Origin of the sequence: Mesorhizobium sp. ESP7-2 (assembly GCF_020164715.1) — a bacterium.
GTDB lineage: Bacteria > Pseudomonadota > Alphaproteobacteria > Rhizobiales > Rhizobiaceae > Mesorhizobium.
Window position 1 is genome coordinate 15,122 of sequence record NZ_JAIUGQ010000038.1, and the last position, 26,195, is coordinate 41,316.

General features: G+C 61.9%; 21 protein-coding genes and 1 pseudogene. 4 read left to right on the forward strand and 18 right to left on the reverse strand.

Going from position 1 to position 26,195, the window contains the following annotated elements; translation table 11 throughout:
• The 7 genes and pseudogenes from LB543_RS26815 to LB543_RS26845 form a co-directional block, all read right to left on the reverse strand.
• On the reverse strand, positions 1-855 hold the full coding sequence (locus LB543_RS26815) for a hypothetical protein (protein ID WP_224616292.1): 855 nt from the start codon (positions 853-855) through the stop codon (positions 1-3).
• Positions 856-1,198: 343 nt separating this feature from the next.
• Positions 1,199-1,474 carry a hypothetical protein gene (locus LB543_RS26820; protein WP_224616293.1) on the reverse strand — a complete coding sequence of 92 codons (276 nt, stop codon included), beginning with the start codon at positions 1,472-1,474 and terminating at the stop codon, positions 1,199-1,201.
• 157 nt (positions 1,475-1,631) lie between these two features.
• A complete protein-coding gene (locus LB543_RS26825; RefSeq protein WP_224616294.1) occupies positions 1,632-2,114 on the reverse strand; it encodes a hypothetical protein in 483 nt (160 codons plus the stop codon).
• A gap of 20 nt (positions 2,115-2,134) precedes the next feature.
• On the reverse strand, positions 2,135-2,662 hold the full coding sequence (locus LB543_RS26830) for a protein kinase domain-containing protein (protein WP_224616295.1): 528 nt from the start codon (positions 2,660-2,662) through the stop codon (positions 2,135-2,137).
• A complete protein-coding gene (locus LB543_RS26835) occupies positions 2,662-3,375 on the reverse strand; it encodes a DUF3010 family protein (protein WP_224616296.1) in 714 nt (237 codons plus the stop codon). The genes LB543_RS26830 and LB543_RS26835 overlap by 1 nt, the downstream gene beginning before the upstream one ends.
• Positions 3,376-3,498: 123 nt before the next feature.
• Positions 3,499-3,696 (reverse strand): annotated as a pseudogene (locus tag LB543_RS26840) (tyrosine-type recombinase/integrase); the annotation flags it as partial.
• Positions 3,697-3,931: 235 nt separating this feature from the next.
• The gene (locus LB543_RS26845) at positions 3,932-4,174 is read right to left on the reverse strand and encodes a DUF982 domain-containing protein (protein WP_224616297.1); all 243 of its coding nucleotides are present in this window, start codon (positions 4,172-4,174) and stop codon (positions 3,932-3,934) included.
• Between the two features lie 1,123 nt (positions 4,175-5,297).
• On the opposite strand from LB543_RS26845, the gene LB543_RS26855 reads away from it, so the two are divergent.
• From LB543_RS26855 to LB543_RS26865, 3 genes are read left to right on the forward strand one after another with little or no spacing between them, the layout of a single operon-like run.
• Positions 5,298-6,815 (forward strand): efflux RND transporter periplasmic adaptor subunit, encoded by a 1,518-nt coding sequence (locus LB543_RS26855; RefSeq protein WP_224616298.1) that lies wholly within the window; start codon positions 5,298-5,300, stop codon positions 6,813-6,815.
• Complete coding sequence (locus LB543_RS26860; protein ID WP_224616299.1) at positions 6,812-9,946, forward strand: multidrug efflux RND transporter permease subunit; 3,135 nt, start codon at positions 6,812-6,814, stop codon at positions 9,944-9,946. Before LB543_RS26855 ends, LB543_RS26860 begins: the two co-directional genes overlap by 4 nt.
• Positions 9,943-13,161: an efflux RND transporter permease subunit gene (locus tag LB543_RS26865; protein ID WP_224616300.1), complete on the forward strand. Its 3,219-nt coding sequence runs from the start codon at positions 9,943-9,945 to the stop codon at positions 13,159-13,161. Before LB543_RS26860 ends, LB543_RS26865 begins: the two co-directional genes overlap by 4 nt.
• Positions 13,162-14,019: 858 nt before the next feature.
• Here LB543_RS26865 and LB543_RS26870 read toward each other — a convergent pair.
• The 8 genes from LB543_RS26870 to LB543_RS26910 all read right to left on the reverse strand — a co-directional run bounded on the left by LB543_RS26870 (position 14,020) and on the right by LB543_RS26910 (position 23,274).
• Positions 14,020-14,736 carry an ABC transporter permease gene (locus LB543_RS26870; protein WP_224616301.1) on the reverse strand — a complete coding sequence of 239 codons (717 nt, stop codon included), beginning with the start codon at positions 14,734-14,736 and terminating at the stop codon, positions 14,020-14,022.
• The gene (locus tag LB543_RS26875) at positions 14,733-15,446 is read right to left on the reverse strand and encodes an ABC transporter permease (protein ID WP_224616302.1); all 714 of its coding nucleotides are present in this window, start codon (positions 15,444-15,446) and stop codon (positions 14,733-14,735) included. The genes LB543_RS26870 and LB543_RS26875 overlap by 4 nt, the downstream gene beginning before the upstream one ends.
• Before the next feature lie 76 nt (positions 15,447-15,522).
• Positions 15,523-16,320: a transporter substrate-binding domain-containing protein gene (locus LB543_RS26880; protein WP_224616303.1), complete on the reverse strand. Its 798-nt coding sequence runs from the start codon at positions 16,318-16,320 to the stop codon at positions 15,523-15,525.
• A 75-nt stretch (positions 16,321-16,395) separates the two neighbouring features.
• Entirely contained in the window at positions 16,396-18,399 is a 2,004-nt protein-coding gene (locus tag LB543_RS34090) for a DUF2817 domain-containing protein (RefSeq protein ID WP_318013014.1), read from the reverse strand.
• Between the two features lie 22 nt (positions 18,400-18,421).
• Positions 18,422-19,948 (reverse strand): FAD-binding oxidoreductase, encoded by a 1,527-nt coding sequence (locus LB543_RS26895; protein ID WP_224616304.1) that lies wholly within the window; start codon positions 19,946-19,948, stop codon positions 18,422-18,424.
• A complete protein-coding gene (hisC, locus tag LB543_RS26900) occupies positions 19,945-21,066 on the reverse strand; it encodes a histidinol-phosphate transaminase (protein WP_224616305.1) in 1,122 nt (373 codons plus the stop codon). Before hisC ends, LB543_RS26895 begins: the two co-directional genes overlap by 4 nt.
• Positions 21,067-21,109: 43 nt before the next feature.
• Positions 21,110-22,237 carry a 2Fe-2S iron-sulfur cluster-binding protein gene (locus tag LB543_RS26905; protein WP_224616306.1) on the reverse strand — a complete coding sequence of 376 codons (1,128 nt, stop codon included), beginning with the start codon at positions 22,235-22,237 and terminating at the stop codon, positions 21,110-21,112.
• On the reverse strand, positions 22,234-23,274 hold the full coding sequence (locus tag LB543_RS26910) for an aromatic ring-hydroxylating dioxygenase subunit alpha (protein WP_224616307.1): 1,041 nt from the start codon (positions 23,272-23,274) through the stop codon (positions 22,234-22,236). The genes LB543_RS26905 and LB543_RS26910 overlap by 4 nt, the downstream gene beginning before the upstream one ends.
• Before the next feature lie 123 nt (positions 23,275-23,397).
• Between LB543_RS26910 and LB543_RS26915 the strand changes: the two genes are divergently transcribed.
• The gene (locus LB543_RS26915) at positions 23,398-24,315 is read left to right on the forward strand and encodes a LysR substrate-binding domain-containing protein (protein ID WP_224616308.1); all 918 of its coding nucleotides are present in this window, start codon (positions 23,398-23,400) and stop codon (positions 24,313-24,315) included.
• A 107-nt stretch (positions 24,316-24,422) separates the two neighbouring features.
• Here LB543_RS26915 and LB543_RS26920 read toward each other — a convergent pair whose 3' ends face one another.
• The 3 genes from LB543_RS26920 to LB543_RS26930 form a co-directional block, all read right to left on the reverse strand.
• Entirely contained in the window at positions 24,423-24,704 is a 282-nt protein-coding gene (locus LB543_RS26920; RefSeq protein WP_224616309.1) for an Ig-like domain-containing protein, read from the reverse strand.
• Positions 24,705-24,939: 235 nt separating this feature from the next.
• Positions 24,940-25,863, reverse strand: a complete 924-nt coding sequence (locus LB543_RS26925) for an HlyD family type I secretion periplasmic adaptor subunit (protein ID WP_263498847.1) — start codon at positions 25,861-25,863, stop codon at positions 24,940-24,942.
• Positions 25,864-25,883: 20 nt separating this feature from the next.
• Positions 25,884-26,159, reverse strand: a complete 276-nt coding sequence (locus tag LB543_RS26930; RefSeq protein WP_224616311.1) for a multiubiquitin domain-containing protein — start codon at positions 26,157-26,159, stop codon at positions 25,884-25,886.
• Positions 26,160-26,195: the final 36 nt, after the last annotated feature.

Sequence of the window (26,195 nt, forward strand, 5' to 3'; positions counted from 1 at the left end):
TTACTCGGGAACCTTTGGGCTTAGTTGCTGGATGTTTTTTAGGTACTCTGCCCAGAGCTTATTCAAGCCTTTCTCGGCAACTTCGTACGCATATGGCACGCTCTCAGGCGCTGTCTCGACGGCAACGTTGTATTCTCCCAGCAGAAGCAACACGTCAGTGAGGCGAAATCCATCGCGCCTTGCCAGTTGCAGACCATTGCGAACTGCCTCAATGTCCCTGGCTGCAGCTCTATGGCTCAAACAAGCGCCTAGAACGTCAGACGATAGGGCAAACACCAGCACAGCAAGGAATATTCGCAATATCGTCATCGTCGTTGCATGACCGATGAAGGGCAAAGCCGCAAATGCGACGATGGCAAATGCAATCGCAAAGAAAAGCAGAACGGCGAGCATTACAAATGAGCTAATCCTTTGCAGATTGGCGCTGTAGAATGCTGACTCTTCAATCATCTCGCCGAGGCGAGACGGCCCGACGGGAAAAGAGGTTGCGTAGTAATCCGATTTTTCATGGTTTGCTGCAGTGCCCTCTGTAACGGTCATTGCGCGCCTAAACGCCAATGTGGCGTCAGGCGACAACGTTCCCCCAAGGCCTCCTATGAGAAGTGCGGCTCGTCGCGCTGCCTGTGCAGCAGATCTGGCCCGCTGATAAATTGCGAATGCGATCCACCAAAGAATTAGGAGCAAGAACCCGGCAATAGCCAGCACATAGACCCAAAAATCGTCCGTAACCACCACAGAAGCAGCGGCGGGCACCGCTATCAAGAGCTGAAGAACAAACAGAAAAACCCTTCGTTTCGCTGCTTTTTTGAACTCTGCGCGCTGGTACCCTGTCAATGTTTCCGAACTGATAGACAAGGCTGGCCCTCTCCTAAACGGATTATTAGAACATGAGTCGCCAGGCAAAAGCAAAGTGGGCTTTGCGCGCTATGCTAAGCCGACGAGCTTTAGATCTTCAGCAGCTTCGGCCGCCCAAGCTGTGATATCGACCAGGCGTCGCATCACCGGCTTGACCGGATCCGCGCCAATGTCGATCGTCGGGACGTGCTTTCAGTAGAGACTGGGCTCGGGCGCAGTCACTATCCCGCCTCGCCTCCATCTTGAGGCGGTTGAACGCTCGAGGCGCAGATCGACGAGACGCTGAAATTGCGGCGGCCCGTCTCAGACTACCGCTTGTCATTCTCGGGCAACCCGCGCTACCTCAGAATACTGTTGTGACGCTGTAGGCGGCCGCGCGCGAGATGCCAGAACTTACTGAGCAACAAATCAAGGATGGTATTGCCATCATTCGGCCATTACGCTTGATACCAATGTGCTCGACCGGTACGGCTGCAGCCTCGGATTTCCCGTGCTCCGCAAACTCGATCAGTTTCGCGACACTGATATCCATTTCGTCCTTTCCGACATTGTCCGCAACGAAATCGCCAATCATATTACGGCCGAAGCCGAACATCGGTGTGGCCGACATCTGGCGCAAAGCCGTCGCCGGTAATGGAACGCGTTCCCGTACTCACCCGCCAACGGCGTTCTCAGCTCCAAACTATGAGGCTCTTATGACTCACCGTTCCCAAAAGGCGGATGAGAATACAGAACCGCAACCAAGCTGCAGCCCCTGCTCAAACCCTTTGTGCCCTCTAACGAATAGTCCTCTCGACACCGGCAATCGCATCCGACCTTGTGTCCGAAGTCAGCTCGTGCTGACGGCGCCACCCTGCCGCGACCTGCTTCTCAACATGAAACTGGGCACCAACGGGTACAATACGATATGTGCGATTGCGGTCGCGCAGTGTCAGAATGCCGTCGTCAACCCGCCAGTCGAAAACACGCCGCCTGATGTTGTTGAGGGTCGCAAGGAAGTCAGCTGCCGTCGGATAGCGACTGTCCTTGTCTAGATGGCATGCCTTTCGGATGACCCGCTTCAACGTGTCGGGGACATAGTCTTGTAGACCATCGAGTTTCAGGACCTTACCTCTGCGGATGCGGGCCTCAATCACTGAGTTATAGAAGGCTTGCCTGTCGAACTCGTCCAAGGTCGCTCCATCAGCGATCTGCTGTGGCGTCAGCCAGTTCTCAACCTCATAGGGGAGCGCACCTCCCAGCAGCTGATAGAGGACCATCCCGAGTTGGTAGATATCTCCTAGTGCTTGGAGAGGCTGTTGGCGAAATCCGCTTCGCCGATCTGTACCACCGATCCAAAGTCGCCGATCACCCTGCTGCCGTTGTCGGTCACGAACAAATTGGACGGCTTGAGATCGCAGTGAACGTAACCCTCACCGTGCAAATAGCTCACCCCCGCGCCGAACTGAAGAAGTGCGTCGATTGCCTCGACGGGCCCAAAAGCTCGCGTAGCTAATTCGTCATCCAGGTCGCCCGCAGAACAGTAACGCGTTATGAAAAATGCATCGTCCTCGTCTATCGCCTCGGCGTGATCGACCTTAAGGACGTGGGCTGACTCCAGCCGAGCCAGCATTGCTGGCTCGATATGGACGCCATCACCCCAATAATAGAATTTGACGACGACCATCCGGTCGAGAAGCCTGTGGTGGCCGATCAGGACCTGACCGTTTGCTCCCTTCTCGATGCTGTCGCTGAAGGCGATGCTCTCGCCCAACCGAGCCGCCGTCGGCTGCAAGTTGGCCGGCAAGGCCGCGATCTCGTACGGCACTAAATCGCTCCGAGCTTCTTCAGCTGGAAAGCGCCGGAGCGATAAGCGTCTACCAGATAATTCTGCAGACCATTTGGTAGTCCCGCGACGTTAGTCTTTGCGAATTTCGAGAGTGCGACCGGATTTGCAAAATAGGTAGGAATATCAGGCACCAGCTGCACCAGTGCCTCAACCTTGAAGGAAGGCCCCCCGGCGCCGAGGTGACCGCCCGATGCACGCTGCTTTATACAAAAGCCTTCGACCTGGTTCTCGTGAGCGAACGCCCCTATCGCTTTGAGAAAGACCCTCAAGGAGTCGCCAGACTTCTCGTCCTCCAGCGTGATCTTCCTGGTATGACACGGATGATATGTAACTCCGCCCGCGTCATCCGACGACACAACCGCAAGATTGGCCGTACTTCCAGAAATCTGAACACCACAGATCCGCATATTCCCCCCAACGCGAAACAATTGCATTTGCCGACCAAAGCAACGTCGGTAGCAGGGTATAGCTACGCGACTTGCCGGCAATTTGCCATGGGCAGACAAGAGGCGCGATAAAACCGTGGAACCACCGGCGGCGAAGGTTTCGCCGTAGGGCCGATCGAGAGCGCGGGATGATGCGGAACACGGGCGGATGGGGGCGGCTAACGTCCGCAACTGGCGCGAGGCGGTCGTTAGCACCTCGATACCGGACTGACCGCTACCCACCCCGTCCACGACGTTGCCGAGCATCGGACTCGTTCCGGAAAGCGGACGGTCCTCGCTACGTTATCGAAACCACCCACGCCGGACAGGAAATCAACGCATCTCGCGCGTCGAAGCGGCCATCCGCGCAGGTCGAATGACCGCCCAAGGTCAGATTTCGGTCCGCTCTGCCAGGAGCAGCGCGTCCTCAACGTCGATGCCGAGATATCGGACAGTGTTCTCGATCTTGGAGTGACCCAGCAGGATCTGGATGGCGCGGATATTACCCGTCGCCTTGTAGATCATTGATGCCTTCGTGCGCCGGAGCGAGTGAGTGCCATATTCCTCTGGACGCAGTCCGATAGCGGTTGAGTGCAAAAGACATTGCTTCCGCAGAGAGGCAGCGATACCGGGCTCCACATCCAAAGCTCAGAATCTGAGGACCTTCCAAGTACCCAGAAGCCGTCATACCTTCGATCCGAGCATTGAGGCCAGCGAAGATCATCGCTCGTCTGTCCTTCTGACCTGAGCGTCGAGCAAGCCCATGGCGGACCGACGTGCGGCGACCCACCGTCGAGACAGCCGTCATGGGTCAATAACTTTGTTATTCGGAGAGCATCACCCCCTCCGCCTTGGCAGCCAGCCTGAAGCATCTTCTGGCCTCCTGAGGTGTCGCCAAGTCAGCCAGAGCGGCCATGCAAACTCTCATCGCACGGTCCCAGTGTGGGCCACGCTTGGACCACTTCAGAAGTTCTGCGGCTGCAGCCTCAACGTTGTTGACATTGAACCGGACGCCGGGCTCGGTGGTCCTTACGGGAACCGCTGGGGAGAACCAATGGAGCGACATGCAGTTAATACATTAGCTGCAGTGCACATAGTCAAGAGTGTCCATTCACCAAGGAAATCTTTAAATGACGTTTTTCCTATGCTAACCTCGCGCCATGTTTCCTGGGGTTGGGAGCAAGCAAAATGCCGGACAATACTGGGAATGGTGGGAGCCCATTTGAGCTCGCCCTGATCGCGGTGTTTGTACTGGTCGGAATCACCGTAGTCATTGGCGTCGGGTTGTATTGAATGGAGCGGGTTACTCCTGGCGGAACTCGAACGTGGTCCGAACCAATTTTGAATAGCGTCCACGACCACCTACAGGTTGGTAAGCAGCTTGCCCTCTTCCACGGAAGCCTCACGGAAGGCGTCTCGGACAACCTCTGGTCTGACTTTGTTATCAAGCGCGTCGAGGCAGAGGTCCGCCGCTTCTGCGACTTAGGGCCACGTTTAGAACGACATGGGGTGCCCCTCACTCGTGAAGGTCGAAGACCAAGAACACCTGATCCATCGCTGCGATACTGACAATCAACTCAACCAGATCACAGTCCTTCTGGGTTAGCTGAGGACCGACCCTATGAACAGCTTCGAGGGTTTCCTTAACGGAGACCACACTGCCCACGGCGACGTCCTTCAACACTACAGAAATGATGTCGCCGGCGACGGGATGTCTGAGTACCCATGATCGCCTCCTACCCAGAGCTTCCCGACTTAATGCAGGCTTGGCGGAACCAGCCGGTGGCGCGTTCACATCTTTGCGAGCTAGATTTCTCGCAACCCCAGTCGTGAAGGTGGAGGCGTCGAGACCATGAGCGCCGCACCACTGTGTTCGCGGCCCGTTTCGCGCAGGTCACGTGTCCCGTAAGGCCTTGTCGTCGCTTGCATAAAGCCACTCATCCACTCTCGTTTGCCCGCTTGGATTGGCGGCACACCGCGACCGGCCTATCTCGCGATATGAAGCAGCTTTCAGCGCCTAAGTGTTTCAATTTATTACGAGAATTTAATGTGCCCTGGAATTGAACGGGGAAATTCGGGTGCCTATGCTCCGGCTGGATCGCACCTCGGGCTGTCGCCTCGGCACGGTCCGTCGGTGCGGTCGGCGAAGACGGTAGCCCGGGAATGCGGTCGAAGGACAGGTGAGAGAAGTGGACGACGAAGTCGTCAGCCGGCGCAAGCTCCGCGGCAAGGCGGCGCCCCCCAGCGGCCCCGTGACCCCCGCCGAGCCCCTAACGGGGGTCCAGCCAGTGGTCATGCGCCGTTCGCGGCGAGGCTGGATCGTTGCGCTGCTCCTCGTCCTGGCGGCGGTAAGCGGCGCGTTCTGGCTGCATCCCATTCAGGTCCACCAGCAGGGCAGCCAGCGTGGCGGCGGCCGTTTCCGCGGCGGCGGCGATCTCGCGCAGCCGGTTGCCGTGGCGCCCGTGGCGCAGGCGGATATCCCGATCGTTCTCGAGGCGCTGGGCACGGTCACGTCACTGTCGACCGTCACTGTGCGGTCGCAGGTCAGCGGCCAGATCACCGCAATTGGCTTCTCCGAGGGCCAGATGGTGAAGAAGGGCGATTTCCTCGCCCAGATCGACGACCGCACGTTGAACGCTTCGCTGCACCAATTGCAGGGGCAATTGCAGCACGACCAGGCGCTGCTTGCCGACGCCAAGCTCGACCTCGACCGTGACCTGAAGCTTACCTCCAACGCGGTCACTCAGCAGGCGGTCGACCTGCAGCGCGCGACGGTGCAGTCCGACGAGGGCACGGTGATGTCCGACCAGGCGCAGATCGAGGGTATGCAGGTCAACATCGCCAACAGCCATATCACGGCGCCCACCGACGGCCGCATCGGCCTGCGCCTCGTCGACCAGGGCAACTATGTCACGCCGGGCGACAGCACCGGCATTGCGGTGATCGCTCGGATGCAGCCGATCTCGGTGCTGTTCTCGCTACCCGAGGACAGCTTGGCGCAAGTGCTGGAGCAGACGCCTGGCAATCCCGCGCTCAAGGCCAGCTTGTTCGACCGCAACGACACCAAGCAGGTCGCCGAAGGCACCCTGCAGACGATCGACAACCAGATCGATCCGACTACTGGCACAGTGAAGCTGCGCGCGGTTTTCCCTAATGCCGACGGCGCACTCTATCCCAACCAGTTCGTCAACGTGCATCTGCTTGTGCGCACGCTCACCGGGGTCAGCATTCTGCCCAACGCCGCCATCCAGCACGGCGCGCCGGGCACCTTCGTCTACCAGCTCAACGACGACAGCACCGTCTCGGTGAAGACCGTTTCGCTCGGCCCGGGCAACGCCACCGTCACGCAGCTTCTGTCCGGCCTGGAGCCTGACGCCAAGGTCGTGGTCGACGGCGTCGACCGGCTCAAGGACGGCGCCAAGGTCACCGTGCCCGACAACGGCGCGGCGCCGATCTCCGGCGCCGCTTCTCCAGCGCCGCCGCAAGCAGCGGGCGCGGGCAGCGCGGCCGCCGGTGCGCCGGCCGCCAATCCCGCCAACCCGCCCGCGACATCGAGCGGCCAAGGCGCCGGTTCGATAGGCCACGACTCGGCGGGCGAGGGCACGGCTGCATCGGGCGATGCTTCCGGCCACAAGCACCACCGCCACAATCGTCGCGACGGCGGCGGTGGTGCCGGCAATGGCGGCGATTCCGGCGAAAGCCGATGAACACGCCGAGCGGCCTCGTCTCCGGCTGGCCGAATCCGTCGCGGCCGTTCACCCTGCGGCCCGTGGCGACGACGCTGATCATGGCCACCATCCTGATCGTCGGCATGATCGCCTATCTGTTCCTGCCGCTCTCGGCTTTGCCCGAGGTCGATTATCCGACGATCCAGGTGCAGACCTTCTACCCGGGCGCCAGCCCGGAGGTGATGACCACTTCGGTGACCGCGCCGCTCGAGCGCCAGTTCGGCCAGATGCCGGGCCTGGAGCAGATGTCGTCTGGCTCCTCCGCCGGCGCCTCGGTCATCACGCTGCGCTTCAGCCTCGACCTCAGCCTCGACATCGCCGAACAGGAAGTGCAGGCGGCGATCAACGCGTCGGGCAATCTTCTGCCCGCCGACCTGCCGGCGCCTCCGATCTACGCCAAGGTCAATCCGGCCGACGCGCCGATCCTGACGCTGGCGATCACCTCCAAGACGCTGCCGCTGACGCAAGTCGAGAACTTTGCCGAGACGCGGCTGGCGCAGAAGATCTCGCAGCTTCCCGGCGTCGGCCTGGTTTCGATCAGCGGCGGCGAGCGCCCGGCCGTGCGCGTGCAGATCAAGCTCAAGGCGCTGGCCGCCATGGGCCTGAACATCGACGATCTGCGCACCACCATCGGCACGCTCAACGTCAACACGCCGAAGGGCAGCTTCGACGGGCCGGCGCGCTCCTACACCATCAACGCCAACGATCAGGTCGCCGATCCGAAGACCTATGCCGACATGGTGATCGCCTATCGCAACGGCGCGCCGGTGCGGTTGGGCGAGGTGGCCGACATCGTCGAAGGGCCGGAGAATTCCAGGCTGGGCGCCTGGGAAAACCGCACGCCGGCGATCATCCTCAACATCCAGCGCCAGCCGGGCGCCAATGTCATCCGTGTCGTCGACGGCGTGAAGGCGCTGCTGCCGCAACTGCGCGCCGGCCTGCCGGCGGCGCTGACAGTCGAACCGCTGACCGATCGCACCACCACGATCCGCGCTTCGGTTCACGACGTCGAGTTCGAACTGGGGCTGGCGGCGCTTCTGGTCGTGCTCGTCACCTTCCTGTTCCTGCGCAATGTCCCGGCGACGATCATCCCGAGCCTATCGGTGCCGCTGTCCCTCGTCGGCACCTTCGCAGTCATGTATCTGTGGGGTTTCAGCCTCGACAATCTGTCGCTGATGGCGCTGACGATCGCTTCCGGATTCGTCATCGACGACGCCATCGTCATGATCGAGAACATCTCGCGCTTCATCGAGCATGGCGACGATCCGGTGACCGCCGCGCTCGAAGGTTCGGCCCAGATCGGCTTCACCATCATCTCGCTCACCGTTTCGTTGATCGCGGTGCTGATCCCGCTTTTGTTGATGGGCGACGTGGTCGGCCGCCTGTTCCACGAATTCGCCATCACTTTAGCCATCGCCATCGTCATCTCTGCCGTCGTCTCGCTGACCTTGGTGCCGATGCTGTGCGCCAGGCTGTTGAAGCCGCCGGCGGAGCGCAGGCAAGGCGCGCTGGTGCGCTGGAGCGAAGGCGCCTTCGATGCGGTCGCGAACGGCTACGGTGCCGCCCTCCGCTGGGTGCTCGACCGCCAGGCGCTGACATTGCTGGTGGCGGTTCTGACGCTGGCGCTTACCGTCTACCTCTACATCGCCATCCCGAAAGGCTTCTTCCCGGTGCAGGATACCGGCGCGATCTCGGCCATCACGCAAGCCGCGGGCTCGGCCTCCTATGCCGACATGGCCGCGCATCAGCAGGCTCTGGCCGACACAATCCTCAAGGATCCCGATATCGCCAGCCTGTCATCCTTTATCGGCGTCGACGGCCAGAACATGACCGCCAACAGCGGCCACATGCTGATCAATTTGAAGCCGCGCGACGAGCGCCAGGCGGACGCCAGCGCCATCATCAGGCGGCTGACGCAAGAGACGGCCGGCGTCACGGGAATAGCGCTGCATATGCAGCCCGTGCAGGACCTGACGGTCGATTCCACGATCAGTGCCTCGCAATACCAGTATGTGCTGCAGGATTCCGATCCGGTCGAACTCGCCGCATGGACGACCAAGCTCACCGACAGGCTCTCGGCGCTGCCGGAGCTTGCCGATATCGCGAGCGACAACCAGCAAAGCGGGCTTGCCGTCGACGTCACCATCGATCGCGCCACGGCGGCGCGCTTCGGCATAACGCCGGCAACGGTCGACAACGCGCTTTATGACGCCTTCGGCCAGCGCATCATCTCGACCATCTTCACCCAGTCGAACGAGTACCGCGTCATTCTCGAAGCCGATCCGTCGGTCGGCCAGACGCCAGCCTCGCTGGGCTCGATCTATTTGCCGTCCTCCGGCTCCGGCCAGGTGCCGCTCTCGGCGCTCGCCAGCATCAAGGTGCGACAGGCGCCGCTTCTGGTGAACCACCTCGCGCAGTTTCCGGCCGCGACGATCTCGTTCAACCTCGCGCCCGGCGTCTCGCTCGGGGATGCCACCGCGGCGATCACCGCCGCCGAGCGTGACATGCAGCCGCCCGCCGGCCTGACGACCGGGTTCCAGGGTGCCGCACTCGCGCTGCAGAGCTCGCTGTCCAACGAACTGCTGCTGGTGCTCGCGGCCGTCGCCACCGTCTATGTCGTGCTCGGCGTGCTCTATGAGAGCTTCATCCACCCGCTGACCATCCTGTCGACGCTCCCCTCGGCCACCGTCGGCGCGCTGGTCGCGCTAATGCTTGCCGGCCATGACCTCGATGTCATCGGCATCATCGGCATCGTGCTGCTCGTCGGCATCGTCAAGAAGAACGCCATCATGATGATCGACTTCGCCTTGCAGGCCGAGCGGCTGCAGGGGCTCGATCCTCGCGAGGCAATCTACGAGGCGTGCCTGCTGAGACTCCGCCCGATCCTGATGACGACGTTTGCCGCACTGTTCGGCGCTCTGCCGCTTCTGGTCGGTGGCCTGGCCGGCTCGGAGCTGCACCAGCCGCTCGGCATCACCATCGTCGGCGGGCTGATCGTCAGCCAGGTGCTGACGCTGTTCACCACACCGGTCATCTACCTCGCCTTCGACCGGCTGACGCGCCGCGGCTCCGGTGTCACCGAAGTCTCCGCCGGCGAGTCCGCGCCGTGAACCTCTCGGCGCCGTTCATCGCGCGGCCGGTCGCCACCACGCTGTTGGCGATCGGCCTGGCCGCGGCCGGCCTGATCGCCTATTTCAATTTGCCCGTAGCGCCTTTGCCCAAGGTCGACTTCCCCACTATCTCGGTGCAGGCCTCGATGGCGGGCGCGAGCCCGGACACGATGGCGACCGATGTCGCGGCACCCCTGGAACGCCATCTCGGCCAGATCGCCGGCGTCTCCGAGATGACCTCGCGCTCGGGCACCGGCTCGACCAATATCGTGCTGCAGTTCGACCTCGACCGCGACATCAACGGCGCGGCGCGCGACGTCCAGGCCGCCATCAACGCGGCGCGCGCCGACCTGCCGTCGGACCTGCGCAGCAACCCGACCTATCGCAAATACAATCCCGCCGACTCGCCGGTGATGATCCTGGCGCTGATCTCGCGCACGCTCACCCCCGGCCAGCTTTACGATGCCGCCGCGACCGTGCTGCAGCAGCGCCTGTCCCAGGTCGAGGGCATCGGCAATGTCGACCTTGGCGGCTCCTCGCTGCCGGCCGTGCGCGTCGAGCTCAATCCCGGGGCGCTGTTCCACTACGGCATCGGCCTGGAGGACGTGCGCGCCGCACTTGCCTCCGCCAATGCACGCAGCCCGAAGGGCTTCGAGGAAGACGGCGCGCTGCGCTACCAGCTCTACACCAACGACCAGGCGAGCCATGCCGCCGATTTTCGCGACCTCGTCATCGCCTGGCGCAACAATGCCGCGGTCAGGCTTCGCGACATCGCCGATGTCGAGGATTCCGTCGAGGACGTGCGCAATCTCGGCCTCGCCAATGGCGAGCCGGCGGTGCTTCTGGTGCTCTACCGCGAGCCCAATGCCAACATCATAGAGACCGTCGACCGGGTACGCGCGCTGTTGCCTACGCTGCAAGCCTCGGTGCCGGCGGATGCGCGGTTGAGCATCGCGACAGACGGCTCGACCACCATCCGTGGTTCGCTGCACGACACCGAGCTGACGCTGGTGTTGGCGGTGCTGCTCGTCATCCTCGTGGTGTTCTCATTCCTGCGCGACTGGCGGGCGGCATTGATCCCGAGCGTCGCGCTGGTCCTCTCGATCCTCGGCACGTTCGGGGCGATGTACCTGCTCGGCTTCACGCTCGACAATCTGTCGCTGATGGCGCTGACCATCGCCACCGGCTTCGTCGTCGACGATGCCATCGTGGTGCTGGAAAACATCACGCGCCATATCGAGGACGGCATGCCGCGCGGCAAGGCGGCGCTGACCGGCGCCAAGGAAGTCGGCTTCACGGTGCTGTCGATGAGCGCCTCGCTGGTGGCCGTCTTCCTGCCGATCCTGTTGATGGGCGGCATACTCGGCCGCCTGTTCCAGGAATTCGCCCTGACGCTGTCGCTGTCGATCGCCATTTCGCTGGTGCTGTCGCTGACGGTGACGCCGATGATGTGCGCGCATTTTCTGCGCCCGGCCGCGAGCCCGTCGGCCAGGCGCTCTATCCTGGCGCGCTTCGGCGAAGGCGTCTTCGAGCGCGTCCGCGCCTTCTATGGCCGCTCGCTCGCCTGGTCGCTCGACAATTCGGAAATCATGCTGGTGGTGCTTTTCGCGGCCATCGTCTTCAATGTCTATCTCTATACGGTGGTGCCGAAGGGCTTCTTTCCGCAGCAGGACACCGGCGAGCTGATGGGTGGGCTGCGCGCCGATCAGGCCATTTCCTTCCAGCTGATGCGGCAGAAATTCGAACAGCTGGAAGCGATTCTCAAGAACGATCCGGCGGTCGAGAATGTGGTCGGCTATATAGGCGGTCGGCAGACCAATTCCGGCTTCGTCCAAGTCGCGCTGAAGCCGAAGGGCGAACGGGCGCCGCTGCAAGTGGTGCTGACGCGGTTGCGCGCGCAGCTCGGGCAATTGCCCGGCGCGCGGCTCTTCCTCAATCCGCGCCAGGAGATCAGGGTCGGCGGCCGCCAGAGCCTCGCAACCTATCAATACACGCTGCAGGCCGACACGACCGCCGACCTGGACGAATGGACGCCGAAGCTGGTCGATCTCCTGAAGAAGGCGCCCGAGCTCACCGACGTCAATTCCGACCGCGACGAGGCCGGGCTCGAGACCAACATCACGGTCGACCGCGAGAGCGCTGCGCGCCTCGGCCTGACCCCGGCCAGCATCGACGCCACGCTCTACGATGCTTTCGGCCAGCGCCAGGTGTCGACCATCTTCAACGCCCGCAACCAGTACCATGTCGTCATGGAAGTGGCGCCGCGCTATTTGCAGGATCCGAGCGCGCTGAACGGCATCTATGTCAGCACCTCGGGTGCTGCGGCCAGCGGCGCGCAGCAGACCAACGCGCTGGCCGGCAGCCTGACGGGCTCGCTGCGGAACCAGGCGACCAACGCCATCGCCGTCACCGGCCACGGCAGCGCGTCGAGCGGGGCGGCCGTCAGCACCTCGGCCGAAAAGATGGTGCCTTTGGCCGCCTTCAGCACCTACGGCCCTGCGACGATGCCGCTTTCGGTTAACCACCAGGGCCATTTCGTCGCCACGACGATCTCCTTCAACGTTGCCGGCGGCGCCACGCTTGGCGACGCTTCGGCCGCGATCGACCGCGCCATGGCCGAGCTGAAGATGCCGGTGTCGATCCACGGCTCACTGGCCGGCACGGCGCTCGCCTACCGCGCCAATTTGATGAACGAGCTTTTGCTGATCGCCGCGGCGCTCGCCACGATCTATGTGGTACTCGGCATCCTCTACGAGAGCTATGTGCATCCGATCACCATCCTGTCGACGCTACCCTCGGCGGGCATCGGCGCGCTGCTCGCGCTCATCACCACCGGCATGGAGTTCGACGTGATCTCGCTGATCGGCATCATTCTCTTGATCGGTATCGTCAAAAAGAACGCCATCATGATGATCGACATGGCCTTGCAGGCCGAACGCCAGGAAGCGCTCTCGTCCCGCGCGGCCATACACAAGGCCAGCCTGCAGCGTTTCCGGCCGATCATGATGACAACCTTCGCCGCCCTGCTCGGCGCCTTGCCGCTGGCGCTCGAAACCGGCACCGGCGCGGAACTCCGCCAGCCGCTCGGCGTCGCGATAGTCGGCGGGCTCGTCGTCTCTCAGCTTTTGACGCTCTATACCACGCCGGTCGTTTACCTCTATCTCGACCGGCTAAGCGCCCGAATGCCATCGCTGCGGGTCGCGCCAGCGGAATGAGCTGTCACGGGGAAAGGAAAAGTTAGCGGGACAGTTTCACCTGTAGTCGCAGCCCTGAAGTTTTGGAGCGTCGCCCCGCCATCCGCTCGGCTATCGTGCCCAACGCGTCGAGCACGATTCCTGCGAATCGGTGAAATGTCCGGATCGAGATGTTCACGCTCTGCAATCGTCGGCTGTGCCAGCCATATCATCAAAACCGAGCACCGCGGATGGTAGGCGACATTCTTAGATATCGGTCAAGAACGTTCTTCAGCAATCGAATTCAGTGATAGCACTGTATTGGAGGTATCCCTCTCCCGCTACCAAATCTGATTAACTGCCTGAAAAATATGAGCGATGATCGTTCTGATGGCAGCGTCTCGGACCCGGATTTCGCAATAAAATCAATGCGGACCCTTATCAGATTGGGCCTGCATCATTCATATGGGCGACACCGCCGACGATCCCGTCGCCGACCTCGCCTTCGCCATGGAAACTCACGACGTGGACCATTTTAGACGGCGCATAAAATGTCCCTCGGCTTGAAAGCGCGCTGCTCGCGACTGCGATCTACTTCACCGGACCGTAGAAAACGGGCACGCGGGTGGCGTGCCGTCCCGGATGTGGACGAAAGGCAATCCCGAGAATGGATTTCCTCATGGCGGCCCGGCAGATCCGCCGTGAACCCCCATTTTTCATAGAAGGGCACATGTCTTCCAGACAGTAGAGCTGTCGCGGTGCTTGACGTTGACGAGTGCCGGATCGTTCAACGCTGGCACCCAATCCTCTGCCGCGCGAGGTGGATTTGACGATGATCGAAGACCATCGCCTTGCGGACGCATCGCGAAGAACCAGCACCAGACGCGTCATGAAACCACGTCAGATCGATTTGAGTACGGTCGATTTCTGGCTAGAGGAGGTTTCATGCCTCATTAGAAAACGCTCTATGGAACGGATAATCGCGATCAGCAGCAGATTGATCACCAGGTAGAGCACTCCGGCAATGGCGAAAATCTCGAAGATCGCAAAGGTCTGGCTCATCAGCCGCTTGGCGTAGCCGGTGATTTCGAGCACCGTGATCGTCGAGGCAAGGCTGGTGCCCTTGACGACCAAGATAAGCTCGTTGCCATAGGCCGGAAGCGCCTGGCGGATGGCGAGCGGGAACTCGATACGCCGGAAACGCAGCATTCGCGACATGCCGCACGCCTGAGCCGCCTCGACGAGACCGACCGGAACGGACATCAATCCGCCACGCAGAATTTCGGATGTATAGGCAGCCGTGTTCAGCGCAAGCGCCAGGACGGCGCAGCGCGATCCGTCGCTGATCACCCACCACAGAGCCGCGTTGTCCTTTATCAGGGAAAGCTGGCCAAGCCCGTAGTAGAACAGGAAAATCTGCACCAGCAGCGGAGTCCCGCGAAAGACGGTACTGTAATATTTCGCGAAGCCCGACAGGAGCCAGTTCGACGACAGCCGCATGAGCGCCAATCCGAGACCGAGATTGAAGCCGATCAGCACCGAAACGAAAGTCAGCGTGGCTGTGACCCATAGGCCCCTAAGCAGAACGGGAACTGCAAGCTGGATGAGGTCTATCATACTGCTTTTCTCGTCCGTAGCCTGAGCAGGCGTTCGATCCCGTCGAAGCCGGCCTGGCTTACAAGCGTGATGGCGAGATAAACCACCGCCGCAATAAGGTAGAAGATGAACGGGTGGCGGGTGGAGTTGGCGCCGATGAAGGAAATGCGCATCAACTCTTGAAGGCCGACCACGGAAACCAACGCGGTGTCCTTGATCGTCGTCTGCCAGACATTGTTGATGCCGGGAACCGCGATGCGCAGCATCTGCGGGGCGATGATGCGGCGAAAGATCCGGGCGCCCGACAGGCCTAGCGCGCGAGCGGCCTCGATATGCCCGTCCGGGATCGCGCCCAGAGCCCCGCGTACGACCTCGGTTGAATAGGCGCCGGAGATCGCGCCGATGGCGATGACCGCGATGACGAATGCATAGCCGCTCTCCGCGACGCCGGCATAGCCGAACGCAGTCACGACCTTGGTCACGAATTCAACCGAGCTGAAAAACAGCAGGTAGATAATGAGCAGTTCGGGCACGCCGCGCACCAGCGAGGTATAGGCATCAACGAGCAGCGAAAGCGGAAATATCCGGGCCCATTTGATCAGCCCGCAGACAATGCCGATCACCAGACCGGCTGCCATGCTGACTGAACCCACAAGGATTGTGATCGACGCGCCACGCAGGATGGCGGTCACCCAACCCGCTTCCCAAACCTGCCAGAGACCGAATTCCATCTGAGTTGCCCTAGTCTGTCGTGCCAATGAGACGCATGCGCCCGGCTGTCCGGGCGCATGCGAGAATTTCAAGGCGCTATTTGCAGGGCCGGGAAATGTCCGTCTTGAACCATTTCTGGCTCGCCTTGCCGACCGAGCCGTCGGCGATCAGTTCGCACAGCGCCTTGTCGATCTTTGCCTTGAGTTCGGTGTTGTCCTGCGCGATGCCGACGCCGATGCCTTCGCCAAGCGTCGGGTCGAACGTGCTCTTGATCTCGACGCCGACCAGCTGGAAGTTCTTGCCATCCGGCTTGTCCAGAAAATCCTGCAAGGCGGACTGATCGGCGAAAGCCGTGTCGATGCGGCCGCTCGCCAGGTCGATCTGCATCTGGTCGAGCGTGTCGTAGGTTTTCAGGTCGGCATTCGGCGCACGCTTCTCGAGGAAATGCGCGTGGGTCGTGCCGGCCTGCACGCCGACCTTCTTGCCGTCGAGCGATTTCAGCAGCGTGTCGACATCGGTGATGGCGGCCAGATCAGAGCCTTTGGCGGCGACGAACATGTTAGCCAGTTCGGCATAGCCGACGCTGAAATTGATCTCCTTCTTGCGGTCGGCGGTGATCGACATGCCCGAGATGATGACGTCGAAGCGCTTGGCCTTCAGCGCCGGGATCAAACCGTCGAACGCCTGCACGACGAAATGGCACGTCACCGCGAGTTTGGTGCACAGCAAGGCGCCGACATCGGCGTCGAAACCGGTGACGTTGCCATTGGCGTCGGACATGCTCCATGGCGGGTAGGCGCCTTCCGTGCCGATGGACAGTTCGCCTTCGGCGGCCAATGCGCTGCCCATGCTTACCGCCAGACATGCGAGCAGCGTCAAGACTTTCAGTTTCATGTCAGTTCCCCTGGTTGTTGATCTTCACTACCGTTGTCCGGCACGAACCGGACGCTTCGAGGACGCGGGCTTGCCTCATAGTGTCCGTGCCAGGAATTGGCGCAGACGCTCCGAGCGCGGGCTGCCAAACAGCTCCGCGGGCGCACCCTCTTCCTCCACCTTTCCCTGGTGGAGAAACAGGACCTTGTGGGAGACCTCGCGCGCGAACTGCATCTCATGCGTCACGAGGATCATGGTGTTGCCTTCTTCCGCCAATTGACGGATCACCCGCAGCACCTCGCCGACCAGCTCGGGATCGAGCGCTGATGTCGGCTCGTCGAAGAGGATGACCTTTGGCCGCATCGCCAGTGTGCGGGCAATCGCCGCCCGTTGCTGCTGGCCGCCGGACAACTGGCCGGGATAATGGGCGTGCTTGTCGGCGAGCCCGACCTTCTTCAGCAGCGCGTGCGCGTGTTCGATGGCCTTCTCGCGCGGTTCTTTCAGCACATGCCGGGGCGCCTCGACGATGTTCTCCACCACCGTCATGTGCGGCCACAGATTGAAGTTCTGGAACACCATGCCGACGCGGGCGCGGATCCGCTCGACCTGCGCCATGTCGGCCGGCCCAAGACGGCCGTTGGACAGGGGCTTCATCTTGATGAGTTCGCCGTCGATGGCGACCTTGCCGCCGTCCGGCTGTTCCAGAAGGTTGATGCAGCGCAGGAACGTGCTCTTGCCCGAGCCTGACGAGCCGATCATGGAAATGACTTCGCCGGCGTGAGCGGTGAGATTGACGCCCTTCAGCACCAGAAGCGAGCCGAAGCTCTTGTGAAGCTCGTCGATCTGCACGGCCGGCGTCGTGGTCTTCGCTTCGTCAGCGGGCACCGGATCGGCCACAACGGCGCGAGCCGTTGGCGGTACCCGTTCGCTCCCGGTGGTCTCGTCCAACGCCACGGTCCGCAGGTCTGTCAGTGCACGGTCGAAATAACGCAGACTGCTCGACAGGCAGGTGCGCTGCCAATCCGGATCGTCCGGAATGAAGGCCGAGCGCAGCGTGTCCCGGATCCGCGTGCCGAGCGGCGAATCGAGCTTACCGAACAAATGCAGCCAGTTGTCGGCCTGCACCGCTTCCATGACCGCCGGGCCGTCCAGCGTGCCGCATTCGACGACAAGCGGCAGCACGCGCGCGTTCGGCATTGCCTTGCGGACGGCGTCGGAGACATAGCCGGTCGCCGTCGCGGCGATGCCGGTGCCTGTCTTGGCGCCCAGGCCGGTCAGCACGGTCGACAGCGCCGGCCCGAAAATGGATTTGCCCCAGGCAAGACCCTCATGCTCGGAACTCGCCACCGAAAGCAGCGCCGGATAGCCGTAGGGCCCTGCCCCCGTATGCAGATCAAAGACGATGACTTGACGCGCCTCGCGGGCAAAGGTCTTCAGGATTTCGTTCAGCGTCCTGTTCGACCAGACCGGGCCGCCGCCACCATAGAACATCCCGTCGGCGAACTCATATTGGCCGGCCTCGACGATCGCCGCCAGCCCGGCATGTCCAAGCCTCCTGCGCGCTATGGCCAGCTTCTCGTCGGCCGCTACGCGGTCCGGCCCCTCCCATTCGCGGTATGCCACGGCGTCGTGCAGGCCGGCATAGCCGTTGTTGACCGGCATACTCGAAGACCAGTCTATGAAGTTGCGGTTGAGGTCGACATTGTCTTCGTTGACACGCCGCGACCACGCCGTGCCCCACGGATTGATGAGGTGAATGGCTAGGATTGCCGTGTCATCGGGCAAGCGCCGCCGGTTCTTCTGGCCGAGCCAGGCGGTCTGGCAGGTCGAGCCGAACGGTCCCTCGACACCATGCGTGCCAGAAATGAGCACGATCAGCTTGCGCGCATCGCGACGGCCAAGCAGTGCCACATCCGTCGCCAGCGTCCCGCCATCAGGCCCGTTCAGCGGATGAATATATTCAGACAGTTCCGCGCCCGCCCGCTCGGCCGCTCGGCGAAATTCTTGGCGCAAGGCGCCGAAATCAGAGGCATAGGCCGCGGCCGGCTCGTCATGGAGCATCGTCGATCCCACTGGACGGCTGGCGGTCAATCCGTTCATTCCCTGTGGTTCCGGCATGGGGTTACTCATCGGTGAGGTCGCTCACGTTCTTGAAGGGCAATCGGCGCTCGCTGCCGGAATGAGACGGCCTGGAGGACCGGACGAACCAGGCGTCGCAGGGAAGCACCTTATCGGGGTTCATGACCGACTGATCGTCCAGCACTCGTTTCACCCGCTCCATCACGGCGAGCTTCGTCGGGTCCGCAGTCGCCAGCAGCGAATGGATGCGTTTCGACCCAACACCGTGCTCGGCGGAAAAGGAACCGCCAATTTCCCGCAGCTGTTGATACAGGACGCCCTCGACAGCCTCTGCCATGTCAAGGCCAAGCGGGCCGTTTCGGTTCAAGATGATGTGCAGATTCCCGTCGGCCAGATGTCCGAAGACATAGGGCGCGAGATCCGGTTCGATCGCAGCGAGCCCAGGCAGAATCCTGTCGAGGTAGGCCGGAATTTCCGACAGAGGCACCGACACGTCGAACGAAGGCGCATGGGGATGGGCACGGTAGAGCACGCTGGTATCCTCGCGCAGCCGCCACAAATCGTCCTCTTGCCGACGCGAGCCGGCGATGATGCCGGTCGCGTCGGGATAGCGCTCCATTAGTTCCGAATAAATCCGCTCGAAATCCTCGCGAAGCGCCTCTTCACGCGCGCCCCCAAGCGACAGCAGCAAGTACAGCGGCTGGTCGAGCGGCACGCCTGGTTCGGACCATTCATGCGCGGCGGCGGCCAGGTTGAAATACGAGGTCCACATCGCCTCCGCCGCGCGCAGATGCCCATCATCCGATTCAAGCGCGAGGCGAATGGTCCGCAGAGCGGCCTCGACCGATGGCAGCCCGAAAAGCGCGGTGGTGGTGGCTCGCGGCGACGGGTCGAGCTTGACGACCACGCGGGTGACGATGCCGAGCGTGCCCTCGGCACCGATGAAGAGATGTTTCAGATCATAGCCGGCGGTATTCTTCACCACCCGGGTCAGATCGGAATAGACCGATCCGTCGGCCAGCACGGCCTCGAGGCCAAGCACGCGGTGGCGCATGACGCCGTTGCGAAAAGCCATCACGCCGCCGGCATTGGTGGACACCATGCCGCCGATTGTCGCCGAGCCGCGCGCGGCGAGATCGATGCCCGGCTCCAGCCGGTGTTCGCGCGCCGCCGCTTGCAGCGCTTCGAGAGTAACGCCGGCGCCGACGACGGCCACGCGTTCGACAGGATCAAGCCGCTCGACGCGGTTCATGCGCATCATCGAAAGGACGATCTCGCCTGGCCGCGAAACGCTGCCGCCGACCAGGCCGGTCTTTCCACCTTGCGGCACGATCGGGATCTCGCTCTGGTGGCAGATGCGCACCACCGCCGCAACTTCACCGGTCGATAAAGGCGCAACGACGATGCCGGCGCCACAATCCGCACCATTCGAGCCAAGGTCGATCGCCACGGCATCCTCCCCGGTACGCACATTCGCCGCACCGACGACATCGCGGATCGCGTCGACAACCGACAGCGGCACCGCCTGGTCGGTCGAGTTCGTTTGCCTTGGAGACGCGAGGCCGCTCATCTCGCCACCAATTCCTGGAGGGCTGCGATCAGCCGGTCGTTGTCAGCCGGTAGCCCGATGGTGGCGCGCAAATAGTGCTCGTAGCCGGCTTCGCGCCACGCCTTGACGATGATCCCCTGCTTCAGGAGACCGGCGGCAAGGCTCGAACTATCGCCCTTGCAGTCGAAGAACAGGAAGTTTGTCTGCGACGGCGCAACCCGGAAACCTAGGTCGGCAAGCGCGGCGGCTGTGCGCGAGCGCTCGGCCCTGACGCGGCCCGCCGAGGCCTTCATCCAGCTTTGGTCGGCGAGTGCGGCTATGGCTGCGGTCTGCGCCGCCGCATTGACGTTGAACGGCGTCTTGGCAGCGGCGATCACTCGCGCCAGTTCGGGGCTCGAACAGACGGCATAGCCAACGCGCAACCCCGCCAGCCCATAGGCCTTCGAAAACGTTCGCAGCACCACATGATCGATGCCGCTATCGCGCAGGACCTCGATGCCGTCCGGCGCACCGGCATCGGCAAACTCGAAATAGGCCTCGTCGAGGACAAGAAGCGTGCCTGGCTGCACAGCGCCGATCAGCCGTTGCAGGCTGGAATGGTCCAGACCCTGCCCGACCGGATTCCATGGCGAGGATATGAAAACGATCCGCGGGCCGGCAGCGATCGCCGTTTCCAGCGCGGCAAGGTCGAAGCCCATTTCGGGTGTCATCGCAATCTTGACGACATCGGCCCCTACCGCCAACGGCTCTATCTCATGCAGGCCGAAGCTCGGCACCGTCGTGACCACCGAGGCCCCCGGCACCAGGACGGCGCGCGAGATAGCGGCGATCATCTCCTCGGAGCCGTTGCCGGCAACGATCAGGTCGGGATCAAGCGCCAGTCTTTCGCCGAGCACTCCCCGCAGCGCCGTGCAGGCCGGATCGGCGTAGCGCCAAGGTTCGAAGGACGAGGAGGCCAATGCGGCCATGACGGCGGGAGAGCAGCCGTCCGGGTTCTCATTGCTGGCCAGCCGGGCAATTTCGTGGCGGCCACTCAGCGCCCGCGCCATCGCGATGTTCATGCCGGCATTGTAGGGCGGCAACGCGGCGATATGCGGATTGAGCGGCAGGCTCGACGCTGGTTTGACCGACTGTTCCAAATCTCGACTTCCGTTCTTCCGCCCAAGCGGCACCACGATCCTGTCAAATATCCAGGACGACTGATCCGCTGGGCCTGGAGCAACACAGCAGCACTTCGCCTGCTCGCAGCTCGTCCAGCGGTTCTTCGAAATAGACGACGTCACCCGAAACCAGGCGCGACTTGCATGTGCCGCAGATACCGGACCGGCAGCTGAACTCCGGTTCCAGACCCTGATCCTCGGCAAAGTCGAGCAGCGATGCGGCGGAGCCATCCCAGATGGCCTTGAGTCCCGATTTTCGGAACTCCACGGTTGTCGTCTCGCCTGTCGGCGCGATCCTTGCCGGCTGCGCAAGAACCGCAGGGGGTCGCACGGCATCAGGCTCAAGCACCGTCGCCGGGCCGAAGAATTCGTGGGCGATGCGGTGCTTCGGCACGCCAAGCTCGCGCAGCATGGCGTAGATCGCCTGCATGAATGGCGGCGGACCACAGAGGTAGAAATCGTAATCGTCTATCGGCAACAGGCGCTGCAGCACGGTCCGCGAAATCATACCTTCGCTGTGGAAGTGTTGCTCGGCCTTGTCGCGTGCGGACGGGGATCGGTAGCAGTAGTGCGCGGCCAGGCCTGGCCGTGTCGCGACAAGGCCGTTCACCTCGTCGCGCAAGGCGTGCACATCGCCATTCTCGCAAGCGTGAACGAAGAGGGCACGACGGTCCGGCATCGAAGCCAGCGCATGCAGCATCGACACCATCGGCGTCAGCCCGACGCCGCCGCTGAGCAGCACGACCGCACGGCTGCTCGCATTGTCGAGCACGAAGTCGCCGCGCGGCCCTTCAGCCTGGAGTATGTGGCCGACGTCGATCCGGTCATGCAGATAGCAAGAGCTTATCCCGTCAGGCAGGCCAGGCGTTGCTGCTGCTTCCCGTTTCACGCTGATCCGGTAGCGACCCTTGCTGGCTGGAGAACAGGAGACGCTGTAGTTGCGCAGCACATATCCATTTTCACCCGCCGCCTGCGGCACGGGTATCTTGAACACCAGGAACTGGCCCGGCTCGAAATCGCGCCAATCCCATGGATTGACCGGCTCCATGTGGAACGACGTGATGATGGCGCTTTCGCGCACCTTCGCAACCACCCTCAGGTCGCGAAATCCGCTTCTTGCGATGGTGTCGCGAGCGGTGAATACGTTCATTCGGCGGCCGCCAATTGCTGGCTTTCGCTGGCGATCAGCTTGGCCAGGTTGCGGCGAAAACGCAGCGGCCCGACATCGATCTTGAGATCAAGATTGGGCGTGCGCTTCTTGGCCATACCCTTGTGCACCGCGTTGAGCACGGTGCGGTCCTCGTCGAAAGCGCCGCGCACGGAGGTGGCGAACTGGCGCGACACCTCCAGATCGTCGGGAGCGAAATTGCGCATCTGGAACCAGTAATATTTCGTCTGGTTCTCATCGACCGGCGTCATGAAGTTGTAGCTGTCCATGAGGAACACGTCCTCGTGCAGCGGCTTGCCCTCGCCCCCGGTGCGGGCCGGCACGAAAATCGCTTTGATGATCGCGTTGGAGGGGTAACGCACTTCGTAGTGCTGCTTGCGGTCGCAATTGCCGGAGAATTTGAGGAAGGGCGCATAGAAGGGCGCCGGCGCGGCATCGATCACCCAGCGCCATACGGTCACGCCGTCCTCGCCGACGGTGGTTTCGAGCGCCGCATCTTCCATGGCCTGGACACCGCCGAAGGAAGATTGATGGACCCACGACACATGTGATGGATCGAGCAGGTTGTCGGTCATGTAGAGATAGTTGCAATCCAGCGCCATCGACTCGCCGCGATTGACACCCCATGCCGGATCGCCCCAGTGGTCGACCGCGAAAATCCGCGCGGGATCGGCCTTTGCCGCCTCGCCCATCCAGACCCAGAGCAGCCCGTAGCGCTCCGCGATCGGATAGGACCGGACGCATGCGACATGCGGTATCTTTTCCGCGCCCGGCACTCGCGTGCAGGTTCCCGTGCTGTCAAAGGTCAGACCGTGGTAGCCGCATTCGACCGTGTCGCCCTTGATGCGGCCCATGGACAGCGGCAGCTTGCGATGCGGACACGCATCCTCAAGCGCCGCCACCACACCATCGGTGCGCCGGTAGAGAACAATGTCCTCGCCAAGGATCCGGGTCGGCACCAGCCGGTCGGCGACCTCATGGTCCCATGCCGCAACGTACCAGCAGTTTCGAAGAAACATGGCGTCCTCCCCAGCTTGTGAACGCCCAAACGAATATCTTGCGGGCATGGGATGACATAGGGCTTGCATCTGCGTTCTATTTTAGAAAAACTAAATCAAGCTGACTCCAGGATCGTCGCCCCGGTGAAGAAACCGCCCCCCCTGCGTGCGATACAGGCCTTCGAGGCCTTCGGCAGGCGTGGCAGTATGACGGCCGCCGCGACCGAGCTCGGCGTCTCTGTCGGCGCGGTCAGCCAGCAGATCCGCAAGGCGGAAGGTGCCCTGGAGGCCAGGCTATTGGAACGGCGCGGCAGGAGCGTCGCCCTTACAGCTCTGGGGCGTGTCTATCACGCGGCGGTTTCCCTCGGGTTCGATCAAATTCGCGAAGCCCAAGACGTCATCGAACGGGCGCGATCGGCAGACACGCTGACAATCTCCTGCCTGCCATCGCTGGCCAGCAAATGGATTGGTCCGCAGCTCCTGGATTGGCAGATCGGTCACCCCGGCGCCACCGTGCGGCTGGTGGGCGCCGAGACAGAACCCCGGCTGGGCGCCGAACAGGTCGACTTCCGCATTTCCTACGGCGCCAAATATCGTGATTTCGAGCACTACACCGAGCTGTTCACCGATTGGGTGGTGCCGGCATGCTCGCCCTCGCTGCTGGCCAAACATCCGGTCCGCAAGCCCGCCGACATTCTCGATCTGCCGCTTCTCAGCATCGAATGGGCCCGCGACCATCGCTCACCGCCGTCATGGGCGGAATGGGCGGCAAGTATCGGCGCAGTCTACCGCAGGACATCGGGCGAAGTCGCCTTTTCCCTGTCGAGCGCGGCGATCGATGCCGCGGCCAACGGCAGGGGCTTCGTGCTGGCGCAACTGTCGATGGCTGCCGACGACATCGCCTCGGGCAGGCTCGTCGCCCCGTTCGACAAGCGCATCAGGCTGCCGGAGGCCTATTTCCTCGCCTGGGACCGCGCGATGCTGGAGAAGCCATTTGGTCCGGAGCTACGAGCCTGGATTGTTTCGATTTCCAAGCGACTGGGTGCAACCTTGGCAGGATAGCTGATCTGGAAGCCATGTTCTGGAAGAGTTGAGTCAAAACGAGCGGGCCAAGCAAAGACGCGCATGAATCACGTGACGGCGCAATCAAGGACCAAACCGGCCACTGCTCAGTCAACTTTGATGTTCATGGTGATTTTCGAGGTACCTGAGCGTTCGGCGCTTTTGCCTGTAACGACGAAAACAAAGGTGTCGGCACCCTTGTAACCGCTTTGGGATTGATAAGTGAAGCTTGATCGGCTCATGGCGGCAGCGACGCCGTGTTGAGGAGCGGAAATGATTTTGAGGCTTGAGTTGCTGCTGGTGCCATGGGCGTAGACGGGGAATGCGCATTTTTGGCCGCTATGGGCCATTGCACTGCCGGTACTGTCTTGCCCGAAATAGAAACGCAATCGCCACGGACACGGGTCCGCATTCGCAAGAGGTACAATGCTGAGATTTAGAAGGCTAGCCAAGGGCAGGAGAACAGCAAATTTGTTAGACCTCATGGGAATAGCACTTTCCGGCTGATGTTGAGGGATTACTGCAGAACGTACTGTCAGTATTTTCGCAGGCTCGCGTTTATCGGATGACTGGACCTGGTGTTTGGCATTTGCACGGTGTTGGAGACGCTTGCGCCGCGCGCCATCATCTCTCCTTGAACGCCTCGCTGGAAATTTTAGCCAAAGGCGAGACCAAGTAATCGATGATGCGGCGCTTGCCGGTGCGAATTTCGGCAACCACGCTCATACCGGAGGCGAGCGGGATGTCGGCGCCATCGACGGCAATGCTGTTCTGATCGAGTGCTATGGTGATGGGGAACACAAAGTTTGGGGCCGCTCCGGGCGACACGCTGCCGGAAGCTGTGGCCTCATTGGCGGCCGCGACTGCGTCGGCCAACTGGCGCTTGGCTTCCTGTTCTTCAACGGCTCCCGCTGCGATCCGGACAATATGACCGCGCACGGTGCCGAAGCGGGTAAACGGGAATGCATCAACCTTGATGACAGCGCCCTGGCCAAGTTTCAGGAATCCGATGTCGGTGTTGGGAACCAGAGCCTCCACCTGGAGGCGAGGTTTCGCGGGGGCAATGGTCATGATCTGCTGGCCAGTGGTAAAGACTTGGCCGATTGTGGTGGCGGCGAGATCCTGAACGACGCCCTCGACTGGCGCAGTAAGCTTTGCGTGCGCCAAATGTGCTTCGGCTTTGTTCACGGCCTGGGTCTCATCATCGCCGTGCTTTTCTGCATCGGCCAGTTTGCCGGCATAATCGGCTAGGAATTGTTCCACCGCCTTGCGCTTGTCGCTGAACGTTTGGTCGAGTTCCGCCTGCGTCTCGGCCAGCTGACCGGTGTCGGAAGCCAGTTGTGACTGAGATTTCTCCAGCTCCGCTTGGGCATCATAAAGATTGATCTTGCTATCGACCTCCCTAGCCACAGACTCTTGGCGCATTGCAGCGGCCTGCGAAAGGGTTGCAATCAGGTCATTCTCATGGGCAATGCTCATATGCAGGCGCGTCAGGCTGGCTTGTTTCGCTATTGACTGCTTGTCGACACTTTCCAATGTCGAGGTCAAAACCGCGAAATCGCCTTCCCTCATCCACGGCCAGGATTGATCTGCGCCGGCGCCGTGAAAAAGCGCAGACCATTGCGCATCTCGACCTTCGCGTCAGCCTCGATCTTTACGTCGGATCCGCCAGGCACAACCTCGAAGAGATCGCGATCCGGCCCAATGTTGGGCTCAGGCAACTGCCGCAACTGCGCTCCGGTCAGAACCGCCTCGGAGACCTTGTAGTTCATGCGATCTATCTTGATCTCGAACATCTTGGGACGGTCAGGGCGGCCGTGCTCGTCATTCTGAATTTCACTCATCGTCACCTCCGTGATTTGATACCGTGATACCACGAT